Below are 24,844 nucleotides of genomic sequence, written 5' to 3' on the forward strand. Positions count from 1 at the left end.
GGGTGTGCTCGATTGATTCAAAGTGGGTCCGCAGCGTTCCAGTCCCATATAGCGCCCCGCCCCGGAACCGGCATTGAACGTACACCCAAACAACCACCACCACCCCAACAACAAAACAAAATATCCATGACAATAAATTTTTGCTATAATTAAAATCCGTAATTTAACAACATATATATAGGAAATTTAACCCATACAAATATCCGAACAGGTGTTTCTTTGGTACAATGGTTTAAGTATAGATAGGGGACAAAAATATATGAAAATTCTTTTCGTTGGGGACGTTGTAGGCAACATCGGTATCAAAACACTCGAGACCTATTTGCCAAAGATCAAACAAGTCGTCAAACCACAGTTGACCATCGTCAATGGTGAAAACGCCGTGAACGGCAAAGGCATCAATGCGGCAGCTTACCAAAAGATCCAAGTAGCCGGGGCTGATATTGTTTCCGGTGGCAATCACAGCTGGGATCGCATGGAAGTAACTGACTTGTATAACGACCCTAAGAAAAAGGTTTTGCGCCCATACAATTTTCCTGGCGATAATATCCCGGGAACTGGCATCATCAAGACTAAGGTCAATCAAAAGACGGTCTACGTGATCAACATGCAAGGAACAGCTTTGATGCAACCTTTGGACAATCCTTTTCGGGCATTTGACCAGTTGCTGCCAACACTAGATGATGATGCTATTAAGTTCGTCGACTTCCATGCGGAAACGACTAGTGAAAAGATCGCTGCCGGGATGTATTTGACTGGTAAAGTCGCCGCGGTAGTGGGAACTCATACTCACGTCCCAACTAATGACGCTCGTGTTTTTGAAAAGCAGACGGCATATTTAACTGATGTCGGAATGACAGGATCATACGACGGGATCCTTGGGATAACTCGTGGTCCTGTGATCACTCGCTTTTTGACCCAGCGACCAACGAAACATGAAGTAGATGAAGACGGGCGGATGCAGATCGGCTTTTGCGTGGTCGACGTGAACGATCAAACTAATTACGCTCGCAGTATTAAGAATTATGTAATCAATCCTGACAATAAAAAATTTTTACAATAGTGGAGGAAATTCATGCCACAGAAAACTAAAGAGACCCCAATGATGGAACAATATCTGGAATATAAGAAACAATTTCCAGATGCTTTTTTGTTTTATCGGGTCGGTGATTTTTATGAAATGTTTTACGACGATGCAGTCAAAGCTTCACAGATCTTGGAATTGACATTGACATCTCGTAATAAAAAAGCCGACGACAGTATTCCGATGTGTGGCGTTCCTCACAAAGCTGTGGAAAGCTACATCGATACTTTAGTCGACAAAGGCTACAAGGTAGCAGTCTGCGATCAACTGGAAAATCCTGCTGATGCTCAAGGCAAGATGGTCAAACGTGGTATCACGCGCGTTGTAACGCCTGGTACGATCATGGATGCTAACAATCAAGCAACTGAAAATAATTACATCACGGCGATCACCTACAACAAAGGTGAGTTCGGTTTAGCTTATGCTGATTTAACCACGGGTGAAGTCAAAGTGACGACAGTTGATAACCAACTCGATTTGATCAACGAATTGCAGAACTTGAATACTAAAGAAGCAGTCGTTTTTGACACTTTTGCCAAGAAATATCTCGATCCTTTACACAAGTTAGGTATTTTGATCTCCAAGATCACTGATTTAGAAGATAACTACAGTTTTGATTTTTCACAAGTAACTGATGACAAGCAAGTTACCACGCTCAAGCTTTTGATCAGCTATTTGATCAAGACGCAAATGCGTTCGCTCGATCATTTAAAAGCTGCGCAAACTTATGAGATCTCAGCTTATTTGTCAATGGATCACAGTGCCCAAAGTAATCTAGAATTATTTAAAAATATCCGGACTGATAAGAAGTCGGGTACTTTGCTGTGGCTCTTAGACGAAACTAAGACGGCAATGGGTGGACGTCTGTTGAAGCAGTGGTTAGCTCGTCCTTTGATCAAATCAAAGCCATTAAAGGCACGTCAACATTTAGTTCAAGTCTTTTTGGATAATTATTTTCAACGTTCATCCTTTCAAGACTATTTAACAAAGGTTTACGATCTAGAGCGGTTAGCCGGAAGAGTTGCCTACGGGACCGTCAATGGTCGTGATCTGATCCAATTGAAGACATCTTTGCAACAAGTTCCTCAGATCAAGTCGATCCTCTTAGATATTGGGGATGACCAATTGACTACGTTTGTGGAAAAAATCGACGAAGTCGCTGACGTTCGTGACTTGATCGAAGAAGCTATCGTTGAAGAACCACCGATTTCAGTCACTGGTGGAGGCGTCATTAAAGAAGGTTACAATGACCAACTAGATCAATATCTCGACGCTTCAAAAAACGGTAAGCGCTGGATGGCGGAATTAAAAGTCAAAGAACAAGAAGCCACCGGTATCAGCAATTTGAAGATCGGCTATAACAAAGTCTTCGGCTACTATATTGAAGTTAGTCGAGGAAATGTCGATAAAGTCCCTGAAGGCAGATATCAAAGAAAACAAACTTTGACCAATGCCGAAAGATATATCACGCCAGAACTGAAAGAAAAAGAAAGCTTGATCTTAGAAGCCGAGGATAAATCGCAGTCGTTGGAGTATCATCTTTTTGATGAAATCAGAGCTAAGGTCAAGGCTCAGATCAGACGTTTGCAGGAACTAGCTTCGATCCTTTCGGAACTAGATGTCTTACAAAGTTTTGCAGTTGTTTCGGAAACTTACCATTATGTGGCACCGGATTTTGTTGAAGGACATCAATTAAAAATCGTTAACGGTCGTCATCCAGTGGTGGAAAAGGTGCTCGGTAATAATAGTTACATCCCTAATGATGTGACATTTGATTCTGACACCGATGTTTTACTGATCACAGGGCCAAACATGTCAGGTAAGAGTACGTATATGAGGCAACTAGCTTTGACGGTCATCATGGCACAAGTAGGTTGTTTTGTACCGGCTGAAGCAGCGACCTTGCCAATTTTTGACCATATTTTCACCCGGATCGGAGCCGCCGACGACTTGATCTCAGGCGACAGTACTTTCATGGTCGAAATGCGTGAAGCTAACGACGCATTGAAAAATGCAACTAAGAATTCTTTGATCATTTTTGATGAATTAGGACGGGGAACGGCAACTTATGATGGTATGGCGCTAGCTCAAGCTATCATTGAATATTTGGATAAAAATGTTCACGCCATGACGATGTTTTCGACTCACTATCATGAATTGACTGTGTTAGAAAGTCAGCTTACAGGTGTCAAAAACGTTCACGTTGATGCTTCGGAAGAAGACGGGAATCTCGTCTTTTTGCATAAGGTCTTACCAGGTCCAGCTGATAAATCTTACGGTATTCACGTTGCAAAACTTGCGGGATTACCAGACGATGTTTTAGTTCGGGCTGACAGTATTTTATCTAACTTAGAGTCCAACAACGCTGCTGAGATAAAAGTCTCAGACGATGTGGTTGCTGAACCTAAGGCAGAAGTTGCTGACAAGCCTAAGCAGGTTAAGGAAAAATCACCCAAGAAAAAAGTCGATGACGGACAATTGTCATTGTTCCCTGAAGATGACCCTGAAATGTTGAAAGCTAAAGACGTCGCCGAAGAATTATCGAAGCAAGATCTGATGAACGTTACGCCGATCGAAGCTATCAACTTGCTCTACAAGTGGCAACAAAAACTTAAGTAAGGAAGGTGGAATGTGTGGGTAAAATTCATGAATTACCAGTTGAATTAAGTAACCAGATAGCAGCTGGGGAAGTGATCGAACGACCTGCTTCAGTAATTAAAGAATTAGTGGAAAACTCGATCGATGCCCACGCCACCCAGATTTTGATCCGGGTGCAACAGTCGGGATTGAAGTCGATTGAAGTAAATGATAACGGTGATGGGATCGACCCTGATGAGGTGGAGATCGCCTTTCAACCACACTCAACGAGTAAGATCAGCAATGACCGTGACCTATTCGCTATCAAAACCCTGGGTTTTCGTGGTGAAGCTTTAGCCAGTATCGCTTCTGTTTCAAAATTGACGATCCTAACGAGTACCGATGGCAAATCCGCAGTTAAAGCTGATTTTGCCGGCAACACTTTATTGCACAAAGAAACGCACGCACGGTCAAAGGGAACCACGATCACCGTGGAAGATATCTTTTTCAACACGCCTGCTCGGCTCAAATACATCAAGTCGCTGCATACTGAGTTGAACCGGATCGTTGATATCGTCGACCGTTTAGCCATGGGACATCCGGACATTTCCTTTCGATTAGTTCATGAAAAAAAGGATCTCGTCTGGACTTCCGGAAATGGCAACTTGCAACAAACTATCGCCGGTATTTATGGCCGGACGATTGCCAGTCACATGTTGAGCTTTGAAAACTCTGATCCTGATTATCAGATCAAAGGTTATTTTTCAAAACCCGATACGACTAGATCCAATCGTTCTTACATGTCGATGATCTTAAATGGTCGCTACATTAAAAACTATCAGCTGTCCAATGCCGTCATTCGTGGTTACGGCTCAAAACTGATGATCGGACGTTTTCCAGTGGCCGTGATCGACATCAAGCTCGATCCTAACTTAGTCGATATCAACGTTCACCCAACTAAACAAGAAGTACGTTTAGCTAACGAAAGTAGGATAGCTGATCTGATCAGTGCCGGCATCAAAGAACGCTTGACCGATCAAAACTTGATCCCCGATGCTGTCAAAAATCTTGGTCGCAAAACATCACCAACACCACCGATCGAAAAACCTGAACAGATCACTTTTGATACTTTGCCAACGATCGACAAGATCGAGCAGACGATCAAAGAACCAAAGCAACCCGCTGTTCCTGATGACGGCCAACCTGATCCCTTATTAGTCGGCACACCGATTTTTAAAGATCAGGACCATTTGGCATCCTGGGATGCTCGGTTAAAAAACGAAGCAGCTCAAACAGTTGATGTTGATGAATCAGACGATGATCAAGTTCAAGACATCAAGCCATTAGTCGAAGAGACTCATCAGCACAATGAGTTTCCTGATTTGCGTTATATCGGTCAGATCCACGGGACTTATTTAGTCGCCGAAAGTAAGGACGGCTTTTATTTGATCGATCAACACGCTGCTCAAGAGCGGGTCAACTATGAGTATTACCGTGAAGAGATCGGCAAAGTTTCCCCTGATCAACAGCGTTTGCTCGTGCCGATCGTCTTGGATTATTCCAACACGGAAGCTATTATGATCAAGGATAAAAAAGATATCTTGGAAGACATCGGACTTCACGTGGAAGACTTTGGGCAAAATAGTTTTGTCATCAATACGCATCCAACGTGGTTCGTCCCGGGACAAGAAGAATCGACGATCCGTGAAATGATCGACTACGTTTTAAATGACTCCAAGATCAGCGTGGCCGCCTTTCGGGAGAAAAATGCCATCATGATGAGTTGTAAAAGGGCAATCAAAGCGAACCACCATTTGGACGATCAAGAAGCCATGCACTTGATGCACAACTTGACCAAATGTGAGAATCCATACAACTGTCCTCACGGACGTCCAGTTTTAGTGCAATTTAGTAACAAAGATTTAGAAAAAATGTTCAAGCGGATCCAAGATTCGCATGACACTAGAGAAAGTGAATAAATATGTTTGAATACTTAAACGGTACTATTACTTACATCGACCCAGCTTACATTGTTTGTGATGTTGATGGCGTGGGCTACAAAGTCCAAGTTGCCAATCCTTATCGCTATGAAGAGAATCAACCAGCAAAAGTCTTTGTGGAACAGATCGTGCGCGATAACGAGCAATCACTATACGGTTTCTACGATCTCAATGAAAAAAAGATTTTTCTCAATTTGATCAGCGTATCAGGGATCGGACCTAAGAGTGCTTTAGCTATTTTAGCTGGTCAAGATCATTCTGGTTTGATCAACGCTATTGAAAATAATGACGTTAAATTTTTAACTAAATTTCCTAAGATTGGTAAAAAGACCGCTCAACAAATCATCTTGGATCTTAATGGTAAATTTACTGCTGAAGGTCAGATGACATTGGGGCAAGCACCGATCCCACTAACTAACGGAACGGACTCACCAGAGTTACTCGATGGACTTGCAGCTTTACAATCATTGGGCTATTCTGCTAGAGAAATCGCTAAGATCAAAGATAAGCTTAAAGAACAACAATTAGACTCAGCTGATGCATACTTGCGTGCTGGGTTACAATTATTAACGAAATAGGGGAGGTAGCAAATGGATAACAATGACAGACTAACTGATGATGACGCATTGGATGAAAAAGAAAATCAGTCTGAAAAGACTCTCCGTCCGCAAACTTTTGACGACTATTTAGGTCAAGAGAAAGCCAAGCATGAATTAGACGTCTACATCCGTGCGGCCAAACAAAGAAAACAAACACTAGACCATGTTTTACTATATGGACCTCCAGGGTTAGGTAAAACAACTTTAGCCATGATCATCGCTAATGAGATGGGGGTTAACATTCATACGACAACTGGCCCTTCGATCGAAAAGTCAGGGGACTTAGTGGCTGTTTTAGATGAATTGTCGCCAGGGGATGTTTTATTCATCGATGAGATCCACCGGATGCCTAAAGCGGTTGAAGAAGTGCTTTATTCGGCGATGGAAGATTTTTACATTGATATCATTGTTGGCCAAGGTGCCGAATCTAGATCACTGCACCATCAATTAGTACCCTACACACTGATCGGGGCTACGACGACATCAGGACGGCTTTCAGCACCATTGAGAGATCGCTTTGGGATCGTTGAACATATGGAATACTATAGTGAACAAGAGTTAGCTAAGATCGTGTTTCGTTCAGCTGGTGTGTTGAACATTGCGATCGATGAAGATGGCGCTCACGAACTCGCCCGCAGATCTCGGGGCACGCCAAGAATCGCCAACCGTTTATTGAAACGAGTACGTGACTTTGCACAAGTAGAAAATAAAGCTAAAATTGATTACGACATCGCCAAATCTGAGTTGAATCAATTGCAAGTTGACGATCAAGGACTGGATTCGCTGGATCGCAAGATATTGAAGATGATGATCGAACTATACAATGGTGGGCCATTAGGTATCAAAGTTATCGCCGCAAATATTGGCGAAGACCAAGAAACTATCGAATCAGTCTATGAACCATATTTAATGCAGATGGGCTTTTTAAAGCGGACCGCTAGAGGCCGCATTGTAACAAGAAAGGGATATGAGCACTTAGGTTATCCATATCCTGAGGAGGACAAGAAATGACATTAACCACAGAAGATTTTGACTACGATTTACCAGAAGAATTGATCGCCCAAACGCCGATCAAAGATCGTGACCATTCACGACTACTAGTTTTGGATCACGAAACTGGTGCTTACGAAGATAAGCATTTTTACGATATCTTGGATTACTTGAATCCAGGGGACGCTTTAGTTATGAACAACTCACGAGTTTTGCCAGCTCGCCTATATGGAACAAAAGAAGACACTGACGGACACGAAGAAGTCTTACTTTTGAACAATACCGAAGGCGACAAGTGGGAAGTATTAATGAAACCAGCTCGCCGTGCACATCCAGGAACAGTCATCACCTTTGGCGATGGCCAACTAAAAGCAACCGTCGAAGAAGATTTGGAACACGGCGGCAAGATCATCGAGTTCCACTACGACGGCATTTTCTTGGAGATCTTGGAAAAATTAGGTGAAATGCCATTGCCTCCTTACATCAAGGAAAAACTGGACGACCCTGATCGTTATCAAACAGTCTACGCCAAAGAAAATGGTTCAGCCGCCGCACCAACAGCCGGTCTGCACTGGACCAAAGACTTACTAGAAAAAGTCCAAGAAAAAGGCGTCAAACTAGTTTATCTAACACTGCACGTAGGACTGGGAACTTTTAGACCAGTTACAGAATCAGACATCAGCAAACACGTCATGCACTCAGAATTCTACCGTTTAGATGAAGACTCAGCTAAAACATTGAACGAAGTGAGAAAAAACGGTGGCAAGATCGTAGCAACCGGAACAACTTCGATCAGAACCCTAGAAACAATCGGAACAAAATTCAACGGAGAGATCAAAGCCGACAGTGGCTGGACAGACATCTTCATCAAACCAGGCTACGAGTGGAAAGTAGTCGACGAATTCATCACCAACTTCCACCTACCAAAATCAACACTAGTAATGTTAGTAGCAGCATTCACCGGACGTGAAAACATCTTAAATGCTTATAAGCATGCTATCGATGAAAAGTATCGGTTCTTCAGCTTTGGGGACGCCATGTTTATAAAGTAGAGAGCGGAAGGCGACGGGTAGCTGCTGAGGATTAACGCGGGTGGTCGAACAAGGTGCGACGAAGTCGTGCCTCGACCACCCGCGTTAACCGGAGGCTGCTGTCGCCTGGAGCTCGTTTTCTGCAATCAGAACCAGAAAAGCAAAACAGCACCAATCCCTGCAGCATTCAAAATAGGAAAAACAAAACGGCCTCTATCCTAACCATGACTGATACTTTTGCTATCAAAGATATTGTAGAAATCCATAGTAGGTGGCGAAGTCGTGCCTCGACCACCTGTACTAACCGGAGGCCGCTGTCGCCTGGAGCTCGTTTTCTGCAATCAGAACCAGAAAAGCAAAACAGCACCAATCCCTGCAGCAGTCAGAACCAGAAAAAACACATCAGCTTCCATCCCAACTATGCCTGATCCTTTTACGACAAAGGTTGCTGTCTGAAATACTTTTGACTAGCAGTAAATGGAAAAGTCTCCCAGTCAGGCAAGGCCTCTCTAACCATACTTTTCCTAAGCAACAAATCCCCACCAGATCAAGAAAATCAATATTATTATATTTCCACTTTGACCACAACCAACAAAACCTGTTTAATATAACTGAAAAGAAAAACACAAAAATGGAGAAGAACAGCGGTTTTTCTCCATTTTTTTAGGAAGGTAAATATATGTCAGAACCGGCAGTAAAATACACATTACTCAAAAAAGAAAAGCACACCGGCGCACGTTTAGGACTGTTAGAAACTCCCCACGGAACTTTCGAAACACCTATTTTTATGCCCGTAGGAACTGAAGCTACGGTTAAAAACATGGCTCCAGAAGATCTCGAGAAGATCGGTGCTACCATTATTCTTTCGAATACTTATCATCTTTGGCTTCGTCCTGGAGAGGATATCGTTAAAGAAGCAGGTGGCTTGCACAAATTTATGAATTGGAACAAAGGTATCTTAACTGATTCCGGTGGTTTCCAAGTTTTCTCTTTGGCAAAGACTCGTGATATCACCGAAGCCGGGGTTCACTTCCGTAACCATTTAAATGGTCGTCGTGAATTCCTCTCACCTGAAAAAGCTATCCAGATCGAAAATGATCTGGGACCAGATATTATGATGAGTTTGGACGAATGCCCACCATTCTTCGAAAGCTACGATTACATCAAGGACTCTGTTGAAAGAACAAGTCGTTGGGCTGAACGAGGATTGCAGGCACATCGTAATCCAGACTGGCAAGCTCTGTTTGGTATCGTTCAAGGTGCAGGCTTTGAAGATCTGCGAAAGCAAAGCGCTAAAGATTTGGTCAGCATGGACTTTCCAGGATACTCGATCGGTGGATTGTCAGTGGGTGAGTCTAAGCAAGAAATGAATCATGTCTTAGATTTCACAGCACCATTATTACCTGAAAACAAGCCCCGTTACTTGATGGGAGTAGGTTCAGCTGATGCTTTGATCGACGGAGTTATTCGTGGTATCGATATGTTTGACTGCGTCTTACCAACAAGAATCGCTCGAAATGGTACTTGTATGACGACTCATGGTCGTTTGGTCGTTAAAAACGGTAAGTATGCTCGTGACTTCCGACCATTGGATGAGGATTGCGATTGTTACGTATGCCGTAATTATACGAGAGCTTACATTCGTCACTTGATCAATGCGAACGAATTGTTTGGAACACATTTAACTAGTTATCACAACTTGTACTTCTTATTGAAGTTAATGGCAGACGTCAGACAAGCCATCAAAGACGATAATTTGCTCGAATTTAGAGAACATGTCTTTGAACAATACGGTTTCAATAAGAAAAATGCGAAAAACTTCTAATATTATTGAATAAATGTTTTCGTTTTCTGGATACCACATGTAATATTTGGTATCCTATATTTATATGGAATAAATTAACGAGGTGGAAAATTTGGATATATTAACTCTAGGAGCCGCAGCAGCCGGTGGAGTTGGACAATATGGAATGTTAATTTTCATCATTATCTTATTTGTAGGTATGTACTTCATTTCAATTCGTCCACAAAGAAAACAACAACAAAAGCGTCAAGAAATGCTTAAACAAATGTCAAAAGGCGACAAAGTCATGACACTTGGTGGAATCAAAGGAACTGTAGAATCGATCGATCGTGACAGCAAAGAAGTTGTCGTTGATTGCGATGGTATTTACTTAACATTTGATTTGAACTTTATCAGAAAAGCAACACCTGCTGACAATGTTAAAGACAGTACTAATAAGAACGCTACTAAAGCAACCGAAGAAAAGCCTGCTGAAGCAAAAGAAACATCTGAAAAAGCTGAAAGCACAGAACCTGCTAAGGAAGATGCACCAGCTGACAAAGATTCAACAGAGGATGCTCCAAAAGAAGAAGCAAAATCAGAAGATAACGATAAATAATTTATTACAAAATAAGTCAAAATACTCAAGGGTAATATCTTGAATAGATTTGGCTTATTTTTTTTATTTTTTTCTATAAAAAATACGTTAGAATTATTTTATGTGATATTCTATTTATAGATAAAAAATCCAAGTAATGATGAATACAACTATGATGCATGAAAGTTTTTGAAATATGACATCATAATTGGTTTTTTCAAGAAAGCATGAGGAAGAGCAGAAAATGGATCGATGATGATGAATATTGGCCAGTTGATAATATTTGATATTAGTAAATAAGTTTGCAAAAATAATAACATCTTACAGAAAATACTTGCCTTAGAGCATACTCGAAGGTTTAAGATGTTTCTAAATTACAAATAAACTAGTTAAAGAGCATCATCAAGGCGATTTATATCGCAATGTTGTAGAATTGATCTGCATGATGCTTCAATAAAAGGAGACAGACGTATGGCAAATGAAAAAAGAGCGGTGTTTATCATTTTTGGAGGTTCTGGAGACCTCGCCCACAGAAAACTTTATCCAGCTTTGTACAACTTGTACAAAACAGGTGATTTGAAAGAACATTTTGCAGTTATTGGTACAGCCAGACGACCATGGAGTGACGATTACTATCGTTCAACTGTGGTTGAATCGCTGAAAGATATCGATGACGATGAGAAAATGATGGAAGAATTCGCAAAGCATTTCTTCTATCAATCACATGACGTTACTGACTCAGACCACTACATCGCTTTGAAACAACTCGCTGCCAAACTAGATGACCAGTTCGACACTGGAAGTAACCGGGTTTATTACATGGCCATTGCTCCAAGATTTTTCGGCACAGTTGCCGAACACATTAACTCAGAAGGTTTGAAAACAAATGGTTTCAACCGACTCGTGATCGAGAAGCCTTTCGGTCGTTCATTTGATAGTGCTTGCGAATTGAACAGTTCGTTGACCAAGACTTTCTCCGAAGAAGAGATTTATCGTATGGACCACTATTTAGGTAAGTTCATGGTCCAACAATTTACTAATATCAGACTAAATAATCCTCAGCTTGAAAAAGCCTTGAACAATCAGTATGTCTCAAATGTTCAAGTGACACTTTCAGAATCATTGGGTGTTGAAGACCGTGGCGGTTATTATGAAACAGCTGGTGTCCTCCGTGATATGATCCAAAACCATATTATGCAGATCATTGGTGCTGTTGCTATGGATAAGCCAGCAAAGCTCGATTCAGACTCGATCCACGAAGTTAAACGTGATGTTTTTGATAGCTTGAAAGTTCTACAACCGGATGAAGTTGACCGTGATTTTGTTCGGGGACAATACGATGAAGATGCTACTGGCAAATTGAAGGCTTATCGTGATGAAGATAATGTTGATCCTAAGTCAAATATCGAGACCTTCGCGGCTGGCAAGATCATGTTAGAAAACTCACGCTGGGACAATGTTCCATTCTACGTCCGTTCAGGTAAGAGAATGCCAGTCAAATCTTCACGGATCGATATCGTTTTTAATGATAAGATCAAAGAACTAGGTTTGAATCCTAATACAACGGTGATATTTTTGATCGAGCCGGAAAATGGCAGTTCGATCCTAGTTAATGGTATCGATTATAAGGAAGCTAACCAAGACTTCATTAGTTTCCCTGAAGATCCGCACTTCTTTGATAATGAACGTGAGGCTTATGAAAATCTCATGATCGATATTTTAGATGGCAATAAGATCCACTTTACTCTTTGGAATGAATTGCAAAACGCTTGGAAATATGTTGATGTAATTAGAAATCAATGGGATAATGAAACTCCTGATTTTCCAAATTATATGAGTAAGACTATGGGTCCCGATGCTGCAGCTGAGTTGCTTGAACGCGACGGAAATTCTTGGGTCTGGGACGACTAATTGGTGGTGTAAATCATCGGATTTTTAAAGATTCCAATTATAGTTGAAGAAAACCGAAAGATCATCCATGTTGACATGGATGCTTTTTTTGCGTCTTGCGAAGAACGAGAGCATCCAGAATATAAGAAGAAGTGTTTGATCGTGGCACCTGATCCACGGAAGAATAATCATCACGGGGTCGTGACGACAGCGAATTACAATGCCCGAAAATACGGAGCGCATTCGGCCATGCCGGCTCAGCAAGCGATCGAGTTGATCCCCAAGGAGAAACTAGTTATCGCTCCACCAAATTTCGAACTTTACCGCAAGACTTCGGAGTACATTCATAATATTTTTGCGGAAGTAACGGATACTTATCAATCAGTGGCTTTGGATGAAGCGTATTTGGATGTTACGAAGAATAATTTAGATGAACCTAATGTGATGAAGGTGGCTAATTATATTCAACAACGGATCGTTAAAGAGACTAAGTTAACTTGTTCAGTAGGGATGTCATACAATAAATTTTTAGCCAAGATGGCTTCTGATTACCGCAAACCATTTGGTCGGACGATCATTCTAGGTGCATACGCCGAAGATTTCTTGAAGCCGATCCTGATCGAGAAATTTAATGGTATCGGAAAAACGACGCAAAAACGTCTGCATGAGATGAATATTTTTACAGGTGAGGATCTGCAAAACTTAGATCAGGATACTTTTATCGATACGTTTGGTAAAATGGGGTATGTAATGTTTCGTCGAGTGCACGGGATCGATGACTCTCCAGTAGAAAGTCAAAGGACTCGTAAGTCGATCGGACGTGAACGGACTTATATCCACAATATTGTATACAGTGCAGATGTGTTGCAAGAATTGCGGAAATTAGCCAAAATGGTCAGCACTGATTTGAAGAAGAAACGCCAGCACGGTAAGACAGTAGTGTTGAAATTACGCGATTCAGATTTTGAAACGGTTACTAAGCGGATGACTTTTCAAGATTACGTTCAAGGTGAAGATGAGATTTATCAAGTAGCCACAGAGATTTATAATAAGTTGAACGTGACCGATAAGAAGATCAGATTACTCGGGATCACGGTCACTAATCTCGATCCACTTTCTTATGAAGAAGTGCGACTAAATTTGTTTTCAAGCGAGGATAATAATGAATAGTTTTTCAGAAATTGCACAATCGATCAAAGAGTACGACAAGATCATCATTTTGCGCCACACGAATCCTGATCCCGATGCTTTAGGATCACAACGAGGTTTAGCTAATGCTATCAAAGAAGCTTATCCTGAAAAGTCGGTCTTATTAGGTGGCAATAATGTCGAAGGTCTGAAGTGGCTCTCAACGATGGATGAAGTTAGTGATGACAACTTTAAAGATGCTTTAGTGATCGTAACCGATACTGCTAATACGGAACGGATCGATGATGACCGTTATAATAATGGTAAGTTTTTGATCAAGATCGATCATCATCCTAATGACGATCAATATGGCGATCAGTTGTTCGTGAATACTGATGCTAGTTCTTCATCTGAGATCATTGCTGATTTGATTGCTGAAGTCAGTGATCTGAAATTAACGAAAAATGTTGCTTATTATTTATATGCTGGTATAGTTGGTGACACTGGTCGCTTCCTTTACCCAGCAACGACTCAACATACGATGAACGTTGCTGGTGAATTTTTAGCCCTCGGGATCGATGCTAAAGATATCAATATCAAAATGAATGAGATCACGTTGGCTCAAGCTAAATTACAAGGCGAGTTATTCAATCGCTTGAAGATCGATGAATCAGGCGCAGCTGTGGCTGTCATTGATCAAGCTTTGATCGATAAGTTAAATATCACTCGTGAACAAGCTAATTCAGTCGTTTCTACGCCAGGACGTTTACACGAAGTTCACGCTTGGTTAGAAGCTGTTGAAAAAGACGATGGTACCTTTAGAATGCATTTACGTTCTCAAGGACCGATCATCAATGAATTAGCAAAAGAGCACAATGGCGGTGGCCATCCCTTAGCTAGTGGTGCTGATGCTAAAGATTTAGCTGAAGTCGAAGAAATGTTTCAAGAACTGATCCAAATAGTAAATGACTACTATAAGAAAGGTGAATAGATGACAAAATTTTCACAATACAATTTTAAAGATGCAATCAATGCATCACTGAAAGATATCAACTTTGATGAACCTACGGAGGTCCAAGAAGCTGTTATCCCATTGGTAAATAAGAAGAAGGACGTAATCGTCCAATCAATGACTGGTTCAGGGAAGACGCATGCTTTCCTATTGCCGATCCTCAATTCGATCACCAAAGAACCTACAGTCCAAGCTTTGATCGCCACGCCGAGTCGTGAATTGGCTTATCAAATTTACGAAGATACTCAGGCGATCTTGAAGAATTTTGGCGAAGACTACAATGCTTTTATCTTTGTCGGTGGAACTGACAAACAACGTCAGCAAAGAAAACTTGCTGCTCATCAGCCACAGATCGCCATCGGGACTCCTGGACGCCTGTGGGATTTGATCAAGGAAAATGACTTACATGTCGAAAATGTTGAGCGCTTTATCGTCGATGAAGCCGATATGACATTGGATATGGGCTTTTTAGATGACGTTATTAATATTGCTGCGAAGATGCCAGAACACCATGAGACAGCCGTCTTCTCAGCAACTATTCCTCAAAAGCTAGAACCATTTTTGCAAAAGTATTTAACAGGTCCAAAGAAGATCGAGATCAAGAATTCGCACGTTATCTCTAAGAATGTTGATAACTGGTTAATGTTTACTCACGGACGCGATAAAAAAGCGATGATCTACAAATTAATGACTATCGGTGAACCATACATGGTCTTAGTCTTTGCTAATACTAAAAAGACCGTAGATAGTATTTATGAATACTTGAAACAACAAGGACTTAAAGTGGCTCGACTTCACGGTGGATTGACGCCTCGTGAAAGAAAACGGGTCATGAAGCAGATCGAGAATTTAGAATTTCAATTTGTCGTAGCCACGGATCTGGCTGCTCGTGGTATTGATATCAATGGTGTATCTCATGTGATCAACGCTGAGATTCCTGATGACCTTGAATTCTTTATCCATCGTGTTGGTCGGACTGGCCGTAATGGGATGTCAGGAATTGCTATTACTTTGTATGATCCCGGTGAGGAAAATAAAGTCGCTGAGATCGAGCATATGGGCATCAAGTTCCAACCTAAGGAAATCAAGAACGGTGAGATCGTAGATGGTTACGACCGTGACCGTCGTGTTCAGCGTAAGGCTACGACTGAAAAACTTGATACTAAGCTAGTTGGTTATGTTAAGAAACAAAAGGTCAAGCGCAAACCTGGCTACAAGAAGAAGATCAAGAATGCTATCTCGACTGAGAAGCGTCAACAAAGACGGATCAAGAATCGTCAAGAGAAGCGTGATCTTCGAAAAGCTCGTCGTAACAAATCACTGTAGTTAATGACCATAAATATTGACAAATCAGCGGTTTAAAATTAAAATTTCTACTGGATATAATAAATAGCACCAATTCTTAAGAGAAGGCTAGTAGGTGAGAATGCCGAGAAGATGACTATTTATTGCTGCCAGTTAATTTTTGAAATATATAAATTTGTTGAGAGGCAAACGATAATCGTTGCAAACAAGGTGGTACCGCGCATGGGCGTCCTTGATTTTTGCAGCGATTTTTGTTTTAAGGGAGAATAAATGAAGAATTTATCCAGTGCAGAAATCAGACAAATGTTTTTAGACTTTTTCCAAACAAAAGGTCACACGATCGAACCTAGTGCTTCACTAGTACCAGTCGACGATCCAACTTTATTGTGGGTCAACTCAGGGGTTGCCACTTTAAAGAAATACTTTGACGGAACAGTGATCCCCAAGAATCCACGGATCACCAACGCGCAAAAGTGTATTAGAACTAACGATATTGAAAACGTTGGTAAAACGGCTCGTCACCAAACATTTTTTGAAATGCTAGGTAATTTCTCGGTCGGCGATTATTTCAAAAAAGAAGCAATTCCTTGGGCATACGAATTTTTAACAAGCCCTGAGTGGTTGGATATGGACGAAGATAAGATCTACGTTACAACTTATCCAAAAGACACAGATACGCAAAAGATCTGGCAAGAGGTCGGAGTTGATCCCACTCATATTTACAAAGTCGAAGACAACTTCTGGGATATCGGTGAAGGTCCTTGTGGACCTGACTCAGAGATTTTTTACGATCGTGGACAATCCTTCAACAATTTAGCCGAAAACGATCCAGAGAACTATCCTGGTGGTGAAAATGAACGCTATCTAGAAGTTTGGAACATCGTATTCTCAGAATTGAATCATTTACCTTCTGGTAAATACGTTGAACAACCACATAAGAACATTGATACGGGTATGGGACTGGAAAGATTAGTTTCTATCATTCAAGGAACTAGAACTAACTTTGAAACTGACTTATTCATGCCTTTGATCAATCACGTAGAAGACCTTTCTGACGGACGCAAATACGATCAAAATGATGAAGATGATGTTTCCTTCAAGATCATTGCTGACCACGCTAGAACAGTATCCTTTGCTGTTGGTGACGGCGCCTTACCTTCAAACGAAGGAAGAGGCTACGTTATCCGTCGCTTGATCAGACGTGCGGTCTTGAATGGTAAGAAATTAGGGATCAACGGACCATTCTTGTACAGATTAGTTCCGATCGTTGGTAAGATCATGGAAAGCTACTATCCAGAAGTTAGCCAACAACAAGAATTCATCGCTAAGACGATCGAAGCCGAAGAAAAACGTTTTTCGGAAACATTGAATGACGGTTTGAAATTATTGAATGGTGTGATCGACAACTTGAAACAAAATAACGAAAAAGTTATCGACGGTGAAAGTGCCTTTAAGTTATTCGACACTTACGGATTCCCACTCGAAATGACGATGGAATATGCCCATGACGAAGGTTTGAGTGTTGATGAAGATGGCTTCAAACACAACATGGAACTTCAAAGAGAACGTGCTCGTGCTGCCCGCGGCGATCTACAATCAATGGGGATGCAAGATGAAACCTTAATGGAGATCAAGACTGAAAGTGAATTTGTCGGATATGACCACAATGAGATCAAAGCCACATTGAAAGATATCGTCGTTAATGACGAAATGGTCGATTCAGTTTCTATGACGGCGGATAAAGCACAATTGATTTTTGACAAGACGCCTTTTTATGCTGAAATGGGTGGACAGGTAGCTGATATCGGGAATATTTATGACGAAAACAACAACCAAGTCGCTGAAGTATTGAATGTCCAACATGCACCAAACGGTCAAAATATTCACTTAGTTCACATTATTTCTGAATTGGAAGTTAACAAAGAATATACTTTGAAGATCAACGTCGACTTCCGTGAAAAAGTTCGTCACAACCATACAGCAACTCACTTGCTTGACCAAGCATTGCGTGATGTCGTTGGACCAAGAACGCACCAAATGGGTTCTTTAGTCGAGCCAGGATATTTACGTTTTGACTTCAATAACAACGAAGGGCTCAATGACGATCAGATCAAAGAACTTGAAAAGATCGTTAACGAGAAGATCTGGGCAGCTATCCCAGTCAAGACCGAAGTATTACCAATTGAAGAAGCTAAGAAGAAAAAGGGTGCCATCGCACTTTTCAGTGAAAAATACGGTGATATGGTCCGGGTCGTTGAGATCGATGATTATTCAGTTGAATTTTGTGGGGGTACACACGTAGCCAATACTTCAGAGATCGGTCTGTTCAAGATCACTTCTGAATCAGCTGTCGGTTCTGGGACACGTCGGATCGATGCCGTCACAGGTGAAGAAGCCTTTGAATACTTGAATGATCAGTTGACTAACTTGAAAGAAACAGCTCAAAACATGAAGGTCAACCAACTTAAGGATGTTCCGGCACGTGCAGATCAATTAGTGGAAGAAGTTAAACAATTAAAACGCGACAACCAAAACTTGAAAGTGCAATTAACTAGCCAAAAGTCAGCCGAAGTCTTTGACAAAGTTGAAGATATCAATGGTATCAAGGTCATCGCTAATGTCATTTCAGCTGACGACATGTCGACTTTGAGACAATTAGCTGATAAGTGGAAGAGTGAAAACAAGTCAGACGTTTTGATCTTAGGAGCTGGTTCTGGACAAAAAGCTAATTTGGTAGTATCTGTTAACAAAGACGCTCAATCTAAAGGATTAAAAGCTGGCGACATCATCAAACAAATCGCTAGAGAGATCAACGGTGGTGGCGGTGGCCGTCCTGATATGGCTCAAGCTGGTGGTAAAAATCCTGATGGTTTAACAAAAGCATTACAATTAGCTAAAGATATTATTAAAAATAATTAAAATGTTATATAATAGAACATGATTACTAACAGTCACTTAATAATAGTAAATGGAGGTTTTGCCATGAGTTCACTTGATAAAACAATGAGTTTTGATTTTAACGAAAACAAAGGCAAAGACGTCAAAGAAACTTTGCAAAGCGTTTATCAATCATTAGAAGAAAAGGGATATAACCCAATTAACCAAATTGTTGGATATTTGCTATCAGGAGATCCAGCTTATATTCCTCGTCATAATGACGCCAGAAACTTGATCTTAAAACACGAGCGAGATGAGATAATCGAAGAATTAGTCAAGAGCTATCTCAACCAAAATAAGTAATGCGCCTATTAGGATTAGACGTAGGTTCTAGGACTGTAGGAGTGGCTGCTAGTGACTTGTTAGGATGGACCGCCCAAGGTGTCGAGATCATACGGATCAATGAAAATGAAGCAGATTTTGGATTGGATCGCCTTGGTGAGATCATTAAAGACAAGCAAGCCACAGGTATCGTGATCGGCCTTCCCAAGAACATGAACAATAGTGAGGGACCACGTGCCGAGAAGTCCCGCGAATATGGCAAAATGGTCACTGAGAAGTTTGGACTTCCAGTCGACTTCATTGACGAAAGATTAACGACTGTACAGGCTGAACGCATGTTAGTAGATGAGGCTAATGTTTCGCGTAGTAAGCGTAAGAAAGTAATTGATAAAATTGCCGCCGAGATGATTTTACAAAATTATCTCGATGCAAAAGGCAAGCTAACACGAAATTAGGTGGAATTTATGAGTGAAAAATCCGGATCAAACGAAGATTTAAACGAAGTTATTTTAAGTGATGATCAAGGTAACGAAGAAACTTACAAGATTTTATTTACATTTGAATCTGATGATTATGGGAAGTCTTACGTGATCCTTTATCCTAAGAAGGAAGAAGGATCAGATGAGATCGAAGTTCAAGCATTCTCATTTTCTCCTGATGAAAATGGCGATGTTGATGCTGGTGAATTAACAGCTATCGACGACCCAGAAGAATGGGAAATGGTTCAAGAAGTACTTAATACATTCACAGGTGATGAAGATTAAGACATTTAGTAAATTACGGATCATGATTTATTTCATGGTTCGTAATTTATTGTTTTCTTGATTTAAATTTATCAATTATTTCGTTTCGAGGTAATTGTGATAAAATTAAGCAATACACTGAACTGACACTAAGGGGATAAAATGCTAAGTTTGATATTAATTTTATTATTAGTTTATGGTTTTTATGCAGGAGCTAGAAGAGGTCTTGCTATGCAAGCTTTTTACACGATAGGTTATGCTATTTTCTTTGGCCTGGCTTTATTAAGCTTTCGCTTTTTGGGACCAAAATTCGAAATGCTCGTGCCTTATCCATCGGCTAATTTAGGCAGTGAATTTGCCTTTTTTTCAACTAAAGTTGGTATGGAACTAGACGATGCATTTTATCGTGCCTTCGCTTTCATTTTTGTTTGCGTCGTTGGTTGGATCATCATGCGTTTTGCAGGTTTATACTTCAAACGTTTGACATACGTTCCAATGCCTTACGATGTGAATATTTTAAGTGGTGGTATCTTAGGACTAGTAGTGACTTACGTCACTATTTTTATGATTTTATTAATTTCTGCAATGATCCCAGTTGCGGGCATTCAAAATGCCCTGTCGCATTCTTTTATTGCTTCAGCAATGATCGAAGCGTCACCGGTAATTTCTAAGTGGTTACCTGCTTTGTGGATCTAGCTAAATAAGTGCAATAAGTCAGGTTAATTCTGAGCGGAAAAGGATAGAACATTCTATTTTTTGAAACGGAGGATTAACCTTTTTTAAATTCAAAATAAACGGAGATTTTCTATGAATAATAAAGCATTAAATGTTTTAGAATTTGACAAGATCAAAGATGAAATTGCCAAGTATCTAATAACATCGCGTGGGAAAGGCTTACTCAAGAAGTTGATGCCGATGTCGGTCGAATCGATCGTTCACCGTCTGATCGATCAAACCAAAGATGGCATCGATATTGTCCGTCTAAAGGGTGAGATCCCGGTGCGTAAATTGGATGACTTGCATGATCAAGCAAATCGTCTCAAAAAAGAAGGAAACTTGAATGGAACCGAATTGGCTGCCATTGGCCAAGTTTTGAAAAATACTTCTGAATTGAAAGAATTTTTTGAAACTTTGAAGGACGATGAAGTTCCTTTACGTGAACTATTCAACCTCAGCGACAAATTAGTTAATAATCCTACTTTGACGAACCGATTGGAGAAGTCGATCGATGAATCTGGTCGAGTGCTTGATACCGCCTCTGAAGATCTAGCATACATCCGTAATCAGATCAATCGCTATAATGAACAGATCAGGTCTGCCATGGAACAATTTACTCGTGGTAAAAACACGAAATATTTGACTGAAGCAATCGTCACTCTCCGTGATGACAGATTCGTTGTCCCAGTTAAAACGGAATATCGAACGAAATTCGGTGGAGTAGTTCATGACCAAAGTGCCAGTGGCCAAACGCTTTATATCGAACCACAAGCCGTCGTTGGTTTGAATAACCAATTACACGATGCCCAAACATTTGAAAAGTTAGAAGAAATCAAGATCTTAGGTGAACTGTCTGACTTAGTTAGACCAGAGATCGATGATATCTTAAAGAATAATGAAGTGTTAGCGCAATTTGATCTGATCAATGCCAAGGCTAAATATGCCAACGAGATCAAGGCTACGGAACCACTAGTTTCTCGCGATAATATCGTTGATTTAAAAGAGTCTAAGCATCCCTTGATCAATCCCGATAAAGTGGTTGCCAACGACATTATGATCGGTGAAGACTATCGAACAATGTTGATCACCGGACCTAATACTGGTGGTAAAACTATCACAATGAAAACGCTCGGTTTGATCCAGATCATGGCACAAGCTGGATTATTTATTCCAGCACATGAGGAAAGCCAAGTAGCGGTCTTTGACGAAGTCTTTGTCGATATCGGTGATGAACAGTCAATTGAGCAAAATCTAAGTACTTTCTCGTCACACATGGATAACATTATTAATATCATGAAAAACGTCACTGAACGCAGCTTAGTTTTGATCGACGAGTTGGGAGCAGGAACTGATCCTCAAGAAGGTGCAGCGATTGCTATCGCCATTTTGGAGAAACTTTCGGAGTCAAATCCAGAGATCATGGCAACCACTCACTATCCTGAATTAAAGATCTATGCATACAACACAGAAAATACTATCAATGCCAGCATGGAATTTGATGACAAATCACTCAAACCGACTTATCGACTTTTGATCGGGATCCCCGGGGCAAGTAATGCGATGAACATTGCGGCTAGATTAGGGATGGATCGTTCCGTCATCGATCGAGGTAATGCCTTGATGAGTGGCGAAAGCCAAGATCTGAACAATATGATCAACGATCTGGAGAAGCGCCGTAAAGAGTTTGAAGCTAATAATGAGAAGTTAGAATCGCAGTTAGCCAAGAATAAACAGCTTGAATCCGAATATGAATCTGAAAGAACGGCGTTGGAAAACTCGAAAGATAATGAGATCAGTGCAGCCAAAGTTCGCGCTAATCAAATCGTGGCTAGCACCAAGAAAAAGACCGAGAAGATCATTGATCGGTTAAAGGAATTAGAGCGTAAAGGAAATGCCGTCAAAGCTGATCAAATAATCTCAGCACGGACTGATTTAAAGAATCTCCACCAAGAAGACTTGAAGAAGAAAAATCGCATTCTCAGACGAGCTAAGCGCCAACAAGAGCTAAAAGTCGGTGATGAGGTCAAGGCAATCCCTTACGGTCAATTCGGAACGATCGTTAGAAAAGATAAGAATAACAAGTTTGAAGTTCAATTAGGGATTTTGAAGATGAAGTTCGATGGTACTGACCTAGAAAAAACTAATCAAAAACCCCAAGAAGAAGAAAAGAAACCGACAATGGTTAAACGTACCAAGAGTTCGACCTTATCTACTAAACTCGATCTACGAGGGGAAAGATATGAAGAGGCCATGGCCGATCTTGATCAATATATTGATGAAGCGCTGCTGGCAGGATATAATCAAGTTACGATCGTTCATGGATTTGGTACAGGAGTAATTAGAAAAGGTGTAACTAAATATTTGCAAAGTAATCCACGGGTCAAGTCGTTTGGTTACGCCCCAGCAAGCTCTGGTGGATCAGGTGCAACGATAGTAGATTTGTAATTCAAGACAAAATGGTATTCTAATAATTACAAAAGTGATAATATCTTATTGAAAGTTTAAAAGGAGTGAACAAAATGGTTGATGAAGTAACAGATGCAACATATGCTGACGAAACTAAAGAGGGTGTCGTCCTAACAGACTTCTGGGCTACATGGTGTGGTCCTTGTCGTATGCAATCACCTGTAATCGAGGAATTGTCAGAAGAAAATGATGCAGTTAAGTTTATGAAGATGGACGTCGATGCAAATCCAAAGACTCCACAATCATACGGCATCATGGCTATCCCAACATTAGTGATCACTAAAAATGGCGAAGTTGTTGACAAGCTAACAGGATTTCACAGCAAAGCACAATTAGCTAAGATTTTGGATGATTACACAGATTAATTTTTCACCAGCGTTGCAAGAGAAATATCTTGCAGCGCTTTTTTTATTCTTTCGTCAGTGTGTAAAAGCAAGCAAAACTTTAGAAATAACACGCTCGCTTATTTAGTAACTGCACGATTGAATATTATTTGTGATTTTGTTACTTTAATGTCAAACAAGCATATTCGTGAAAATACTTTTTTAGTAATCAAAAGGAGATGTTGTTGTGAATACTTTTAAATTAGTTTTAAGCGATATAGATGGAACAATATTGGATGATCATCAACAAGTAGATCAAGAACTAGTAAAAGAAATCGAACGGCTAAAAGAGTTCGGCATCCCATTTGTATTAACGTCAGCCCGTTCGCCAAAAGGGATGTCCACCATTGCTAGTCAAATGGGATTGACCAAAAATCCTCTATCTTGCTACAACGGCGCATATTTAGTAAATCCTTCAAATAATACTTCACCAGTAATATCAAGTCATGAACTACCAACTTCAGAAGTCCAAAAGATTTTAACTTTTGTCCAAAATAATTATCCAAGAGTCTCAGCAAACCTCTATTCAGCAGCAAACTGGTACGTCCAAAAAATCGACAGTTGGGTCCAAGAAGAAGCCAGGATCACCAAAATCAATCCAACTGTAATTGACCTAAGCAATTTCATCCAAACAAACCCAGTCCACAAATTGCTACTAATAGGAGAAACCTGCATCATCCAAAAAATAAATCAACAATTGTCCAAGAAAAATTGGGCAAACAGCAACTTCGTCCTATCCAAAGAAAATTATTTAGAAGTAATAGACAAATCAGCCAGCAAAGCCCAAGCACTAAAAGAATTGTCGAATTACTACCAAACAGATCTATCAAAAACCATAGCAATAGGCGACAACTTCAATGACCTACCAATGATAAAAGAAGCCGGCCTTGGAGTAGCCATGGCCAACGCCCCAGAAGAAGTAAAAAGAGAAGCAAAAGTAGTAACCAAAAGTAATAATGAAGGTGGCGTAGCAGCAATAGTAAGAAAATATTTAACAGAAGTAAATGAAAATTAATTGAATTGAAACTAATTGAATTACTAAAAATTAAAATAAATAGAATACAAAAAAGCAAGGAGCAGATGAAATGTTCCTTGCTTTACAATTAACAATAAGATTGAGATAGACAAGTGCAGAATAGGAAGCACTAGTAGTGCCAATTTATGAAGAAAAAGTCGGTAAAACTAAAAAAAAGAGAGTGACATCGATTACTATCTAGGTGGAGGGGTGGGGCGCTATATGGGCTCAGCCGATCGAGTAGGAGGTAGCTAGGCTACCGACCTCTCACACCACCGTACGTACGGTTCCGTATACGGCGGTT

At 40.6% G+C, this 24,844-nt stretch carries 20 protein-coding genes; all 20 read left to right on the top strand.

Annotated features, from left to right (window positions below; genetic code table 11):
* The first annotated feature begins 259 nt into the window (after positions 1 to 259).
* The 20 genes from EKM78_RS06205 (at position 260) to EKM78_RS06300 (ending at position 24,540) form a co-directional block, all read left to right on the top strand.
* Positions 260 to 1,063, top strand: coding sequence for a TIGR00282 family metallophosphoesterase (locus EKM78_RS06205; protein ID WP_125770453.1), 804 nt, complete (start codon positions 260 to 262; stop codon positions 1,061 to 1,063).
* Between the two features lie 12 nt (positions 1,064 to 1,075).
* Positions 1,076 to 3,703 (top strand): DNA mismatch repair protein MutS, encoded by a 2,628-nt coding sequence (gene mutS / locus EKM78_RS06210; RefSeq protein ID WP_125770455.1) that lies wholly within the window; start codon positions 1,076 to 1,078, stop codon positions 3,701 to 3,703.
* Positions 3,704 to 3,717: 14 nt separating this feature from the next.
* On the top strand, positions 3,718 to 5,640 hold the full coding sequence (gene mutL, locus EKM78_RS06215) for a DNA mismatch repair endonuclease MutL (protein ID WP_125770457.1): 1,923 nt from the start codon (positions 3,718 to 3,720) through the stop codon (positions 5,638 to 5,640).
* A 2-nt stretch (positions 5,641 to 5,642) separates the two neighbouring features.
* Positions 5,643 to 6,239 carry a Holliday junction branch migration protein RuvA gene (gene ruvA / locus EKM78_RS06220; protein WP_125770459.1) on the top strand — a complete coding sequence of 199 codons (597 nt, stop codon included), beginning with the start codon at positions 5,643 to 5,645 and terminating at the stop codon, positions 6,237 to 6,239.
* A 12-nt stretch (positions 6,240 to 6,251) separates the two neighbouring features.
* A complete protein-coding gene (gene ruvB / locus EKM78_RS06225) occupies positions 6,252 to 7,271 on the top strand; it encodes a Holliday junction branch migration DNA helicase RuvB (protein ID WP_125770461.1) in 1,020 nt (339 codons plus the stop codon).
* Positions 7,268 to 8,302: a tRNA preQ1(34) S-adenosylmethionine ribosyltransferase-isomerase QueA gene (gene queA / locus EKM78_RS06230; protein ID WP_125770463.1), complete on the top strand. Its 1,035-nt coding sequence runs from the start codon at positions 7,268 to 7,270 to the stop codon at positions 8,300 to 8,302. Before ruvB ends, queA begins: the two co-directional genes overlap by 4 nt.
* Before the next feature lie 658 nt (positions 8,303 to 8,960).
* Positions 8,961 to 10,106: a tRNA guanosine(34) transglycosylase Tgt gene (gene tgt, locus EKM78_RS06235; protein ID WP_125770465.1), complete on the top strand. Its 1,146-nt coding sequence runs from the start codon at positions 8,961 to 8,963 to the stop codon at positions 10,104 to 10,106.
* Between the two features lie 82 nt (positions 10,107 to 10,188).
* A complete protein-coding gene (gene yajC, locus EKM78_RS06240; protein ID WP_245994798.1) occupies positions 10,189 to 10,683 on the top strand; it encodes a preprotein translocase subunit YajC in 495 nt (164 codons plus the stop codon).
* A gap of 450 nt (positions 10,684 to 11,133) precedes the next feature.
* Positions 11,134 to 12,573 carry a glucose-6-phosphate dehydrogenase gene (gene zwf / locus EKM78_RS06245; RefSeq protein WP_125770467.1) on the top strand — a complete coding sequence of 480 codons (1,440 nt, stop codon included), beginning with the start codon at positions 11,134 to 11,136 and terminating at the stop codon, positions 12,571 to 12,573.
* A 39-nt stretch (positions 12,574 to 12,612) separates the two neighbouring features.
* Positions 12,613 to 13,722, top strand: coding sequence for a DNA polymerase IV (dinB, locus tag EKM78_RS06250; protein ID WP_342768440.1), 1,110 nt, complete (start codon positions 12,613 to 12,615; stop codon positions 13,720 to 13,722).
* Positions 13,715 to 14,671 (top strand): DHH family phosphoesterase, encoded by a 957-nt coding sequence (locus EKM78_RS06255; protein ID WP_125770471.1) that lies wholly within the window; start codon positions 13,715 to 13,717, stop codon positions 14,669 to 14,671. The genes dinB and EKM78_RS06255 overlap by 8 nt, the downstream gene beginning before the upstream one ends.
* Positions 14,672 to 16,018, top strand: coding sequence for a DEAD/DEAH box helicase (locus tag EKM78_RS06260; RefSeq protein WP_125770473.1), 1,347 nt, complete (start codon positions 14,672 to 14,674; stop codon positions 16,016 to 16,018).
* 249 nt (positions 16,019 to 16,267) lie between these two features.
* Complete coding sequence (alaS, locus tag EKM78_RS06265; protein ID WP_125770475.1) at positions 16,268 to 18,916, top strand: alanine--tRNA ligase; 2,649 nt, start codon at positions 16,268 to 16,270, stop codon at positions 18,914 to 18,916.
* A gap of 63 nt (positions 18,917 to 18,979) precedes the next feature.
* On the top strand, positions 18,980 to 19,237 hold the full coding sequence (locus EKM78_RS06270; RefSeq protein WP_048703872.1) for an IreB family regulatory phosphoprotein: 258 nt from the start codon (positions 18,980 to 18,982) through the stop codon (positions 19,235 to 19,237).
* Positions 19,237 to 19,671, top strand: coding sequence for a Holliday junction resolvase RuvX (gene ruvX, locus EKM78_RS06275; protein ID WP_125770477.1), 435 nt, complete (start codon positions 19,237 to 19,239; stop codon positions 19,669 to 19,671). Before EKM78_RS06270 ends, ruvX begins: the two co-directional genes overlap by 1 nt.
* A 9-nt stretch (positions 19,672 to 19,680) precedes the next feature.
* Positions 19,681 to 19,980, top strand: a complete 300-nt coding sequence (locus EKM78_RS06280) for a DUF1292 domain-containing protein (protein ID WP_125770479.1) — start codon at positions 19,681 to 19,683, stop codon at positions 19,978 to 19,980.
* Positions 19,981 to 20,121: 141 nt separating this feature from the next.
* Positions 20,122 to 20,655, top strand: coding sequence for a CvpA family protein (locus tag EKM78_RS06285; RefSeq protein WP_125770481.1), 534 nt, complete (start codon positions 20,122 to 20,124; stop codon positions 20,653 to 20,655).
* A gap of 111 nt (positions 20,656 to 20,766) precedes the next feature.
* Positions 20,767 to 23,121: an endonuclease MutS2 gene (locus tag EKM78_RS06290; protein ID WP_125770483.1), complete on the top strand. Its 2,355-nt coding sequence runs from the start codon at positions 20,767 to 20,769 to the stop codon at positions 23,119 to 23,121.
* 74 nt (positions 23,122 to 23,195) lie between these two features.
* Entirely contained in the window at positions 23,196 to 23,507 is a 312-nt protein-coding gene (trxA, locus tag EKM78_RS06295; protein WP_125770484.1) for a thioredoxin, read from the top strand.
* Between the two features lie 205 nt (positions 23,508 to 23,712).
* Positions 23,713 to 24,540, top strand: coding sequence for a Cof-type HAD-IIB family hydrolase (locus EKM78_RS06300; RefSeq protein WP_125770486.1), 828 nt, complete (start codon positions 23,713 to 23,715; stop codon positions 24,538 to 24,540).
* The last annotated feature ends 304 nt before the right edge of the window (positions 24,541 to 24,844 follow it).

The organism is Companilactobacillus furfuricola (assembly GCF_003946325.1).
GTDB lineage: Bacteria > Bacillota > Bacilli > Lactobacillales > Lactobacillaceae > Companilactobacillus > Companilactobacillus furfuricola.

What these genes read in the sequence shown, in the direction of transcription:
- ruvA (WP_125770459.1), top strand. Translation starts at nt 5,643, where the DNA reads ATGTTTGAATACTTAAACGGTACTATTACTTACATCGACCCAGCTTAC.
- EKM78_RS06290 (WP_125770483.1), top strand. Translation starts at nt 20,767, where the DNA reads ATGAATAATAAAGCATTAAATGTTTTAGAATTTGACAAGATCAAAGAT.
- zwf (WP_125770467.1), top strand. Translation starts at nt 11,134, where the DNA reads ATGGCAAATGAAAAAAGAGCGGTGTTTATCATTTTTGGAGGTTCTGGA.
- EKM78_RS06280 (WP_125770479.1), top strand. Translation starts at nt 19,681, where the DNA reads ATGAGTGAAAAATCCGGATCAAACGAAGATTTAAACGAAGTTATTTTA.
- ruvB (WP_125770461.1), top strand. Translation starts at nt 6,252, where the DNA reads ATGGATAACAATGACAGACTAACTGATGATGACGCATTGGATGAAAAA.
- EKM78_RS06205 (WP_125770453.1), top strand. Translation starts at nt 260, where the DNA reads ATGAAAATTCTTTTCGTTGGGGACGTTGTAGGCAACATCGGTATCAAA.
- EKM78_RS06270 (WP_048703872.1), top strand. Translation starts at nt 18,980, where the DNA reads ATGAGTTCACTTGATAAAACAATGAGTTTTGATTTTAACGAAAACAAA.
- EKM78_RS06285 (WP_125770481.1), top strand. Translation starts at nt 20,122, where the DNA reads ATGCTAAGTTTGATATTAATTTTATTATTAGTTTATGGTTTTTATGCA.
- alaS (WP_125770475.1), top strand. Translation starts at nt 16,268, where the DNA reads ATGAAGAATTTATCCAGTGCAGAAATCAGACAAATGTTTTTAGACTTT.
- trxA (WP_125770484.1), top strand. Translation starts at nt 23,196, where the DNA reads ATGGTTGATGAAGTAACAGATGCAACATATGCTGACGAAACTAAAGAG.
- EKM78_RS06255 (WP_125770471.1), top strand. Translation starts at nt 13,715, where the DNA reads ATGAATAGTTTTTCAGAAATTGCACAATCGATCAAAGAGTACGACAAG.
- mutS (WP_125770455.1), top strand. Translation starts at nt 1,076, where the DNA reads ATGCCACAGAAAACTAAAGAGACCCCAATGATGGAACAATATCTGGAA.
- queA (WP_125770463.1), top strand. Translation starts at nt 7,268, where the DNA reads ATGACATTAACCACAGAAGATTTTGACTACGATTTACCAGAAGAATTG.
- ruvX (WP_125770477.1), top strand. Translation starts at nt 19,237, where the DNA reads ATGCGCCTATTAGGATTAGACGTAGGTTCTAGGACTGTAGGAGTGGCT.
- tgt (WP_125770465.1), top strand. Translation starts at nt 8,961, where the DNA reads ATGTCAGAACCGGCAGTAAAATACACATTACTCAAAAAAGAAAAGCAC.
- EKM78_RS06260 (WP_125770473.1), top strand. Translation starts at nt 14,672, where the DNA reads ATGACAAAATTTTCACAATACAATTTTAAAGATGCAATCAATGCATCA.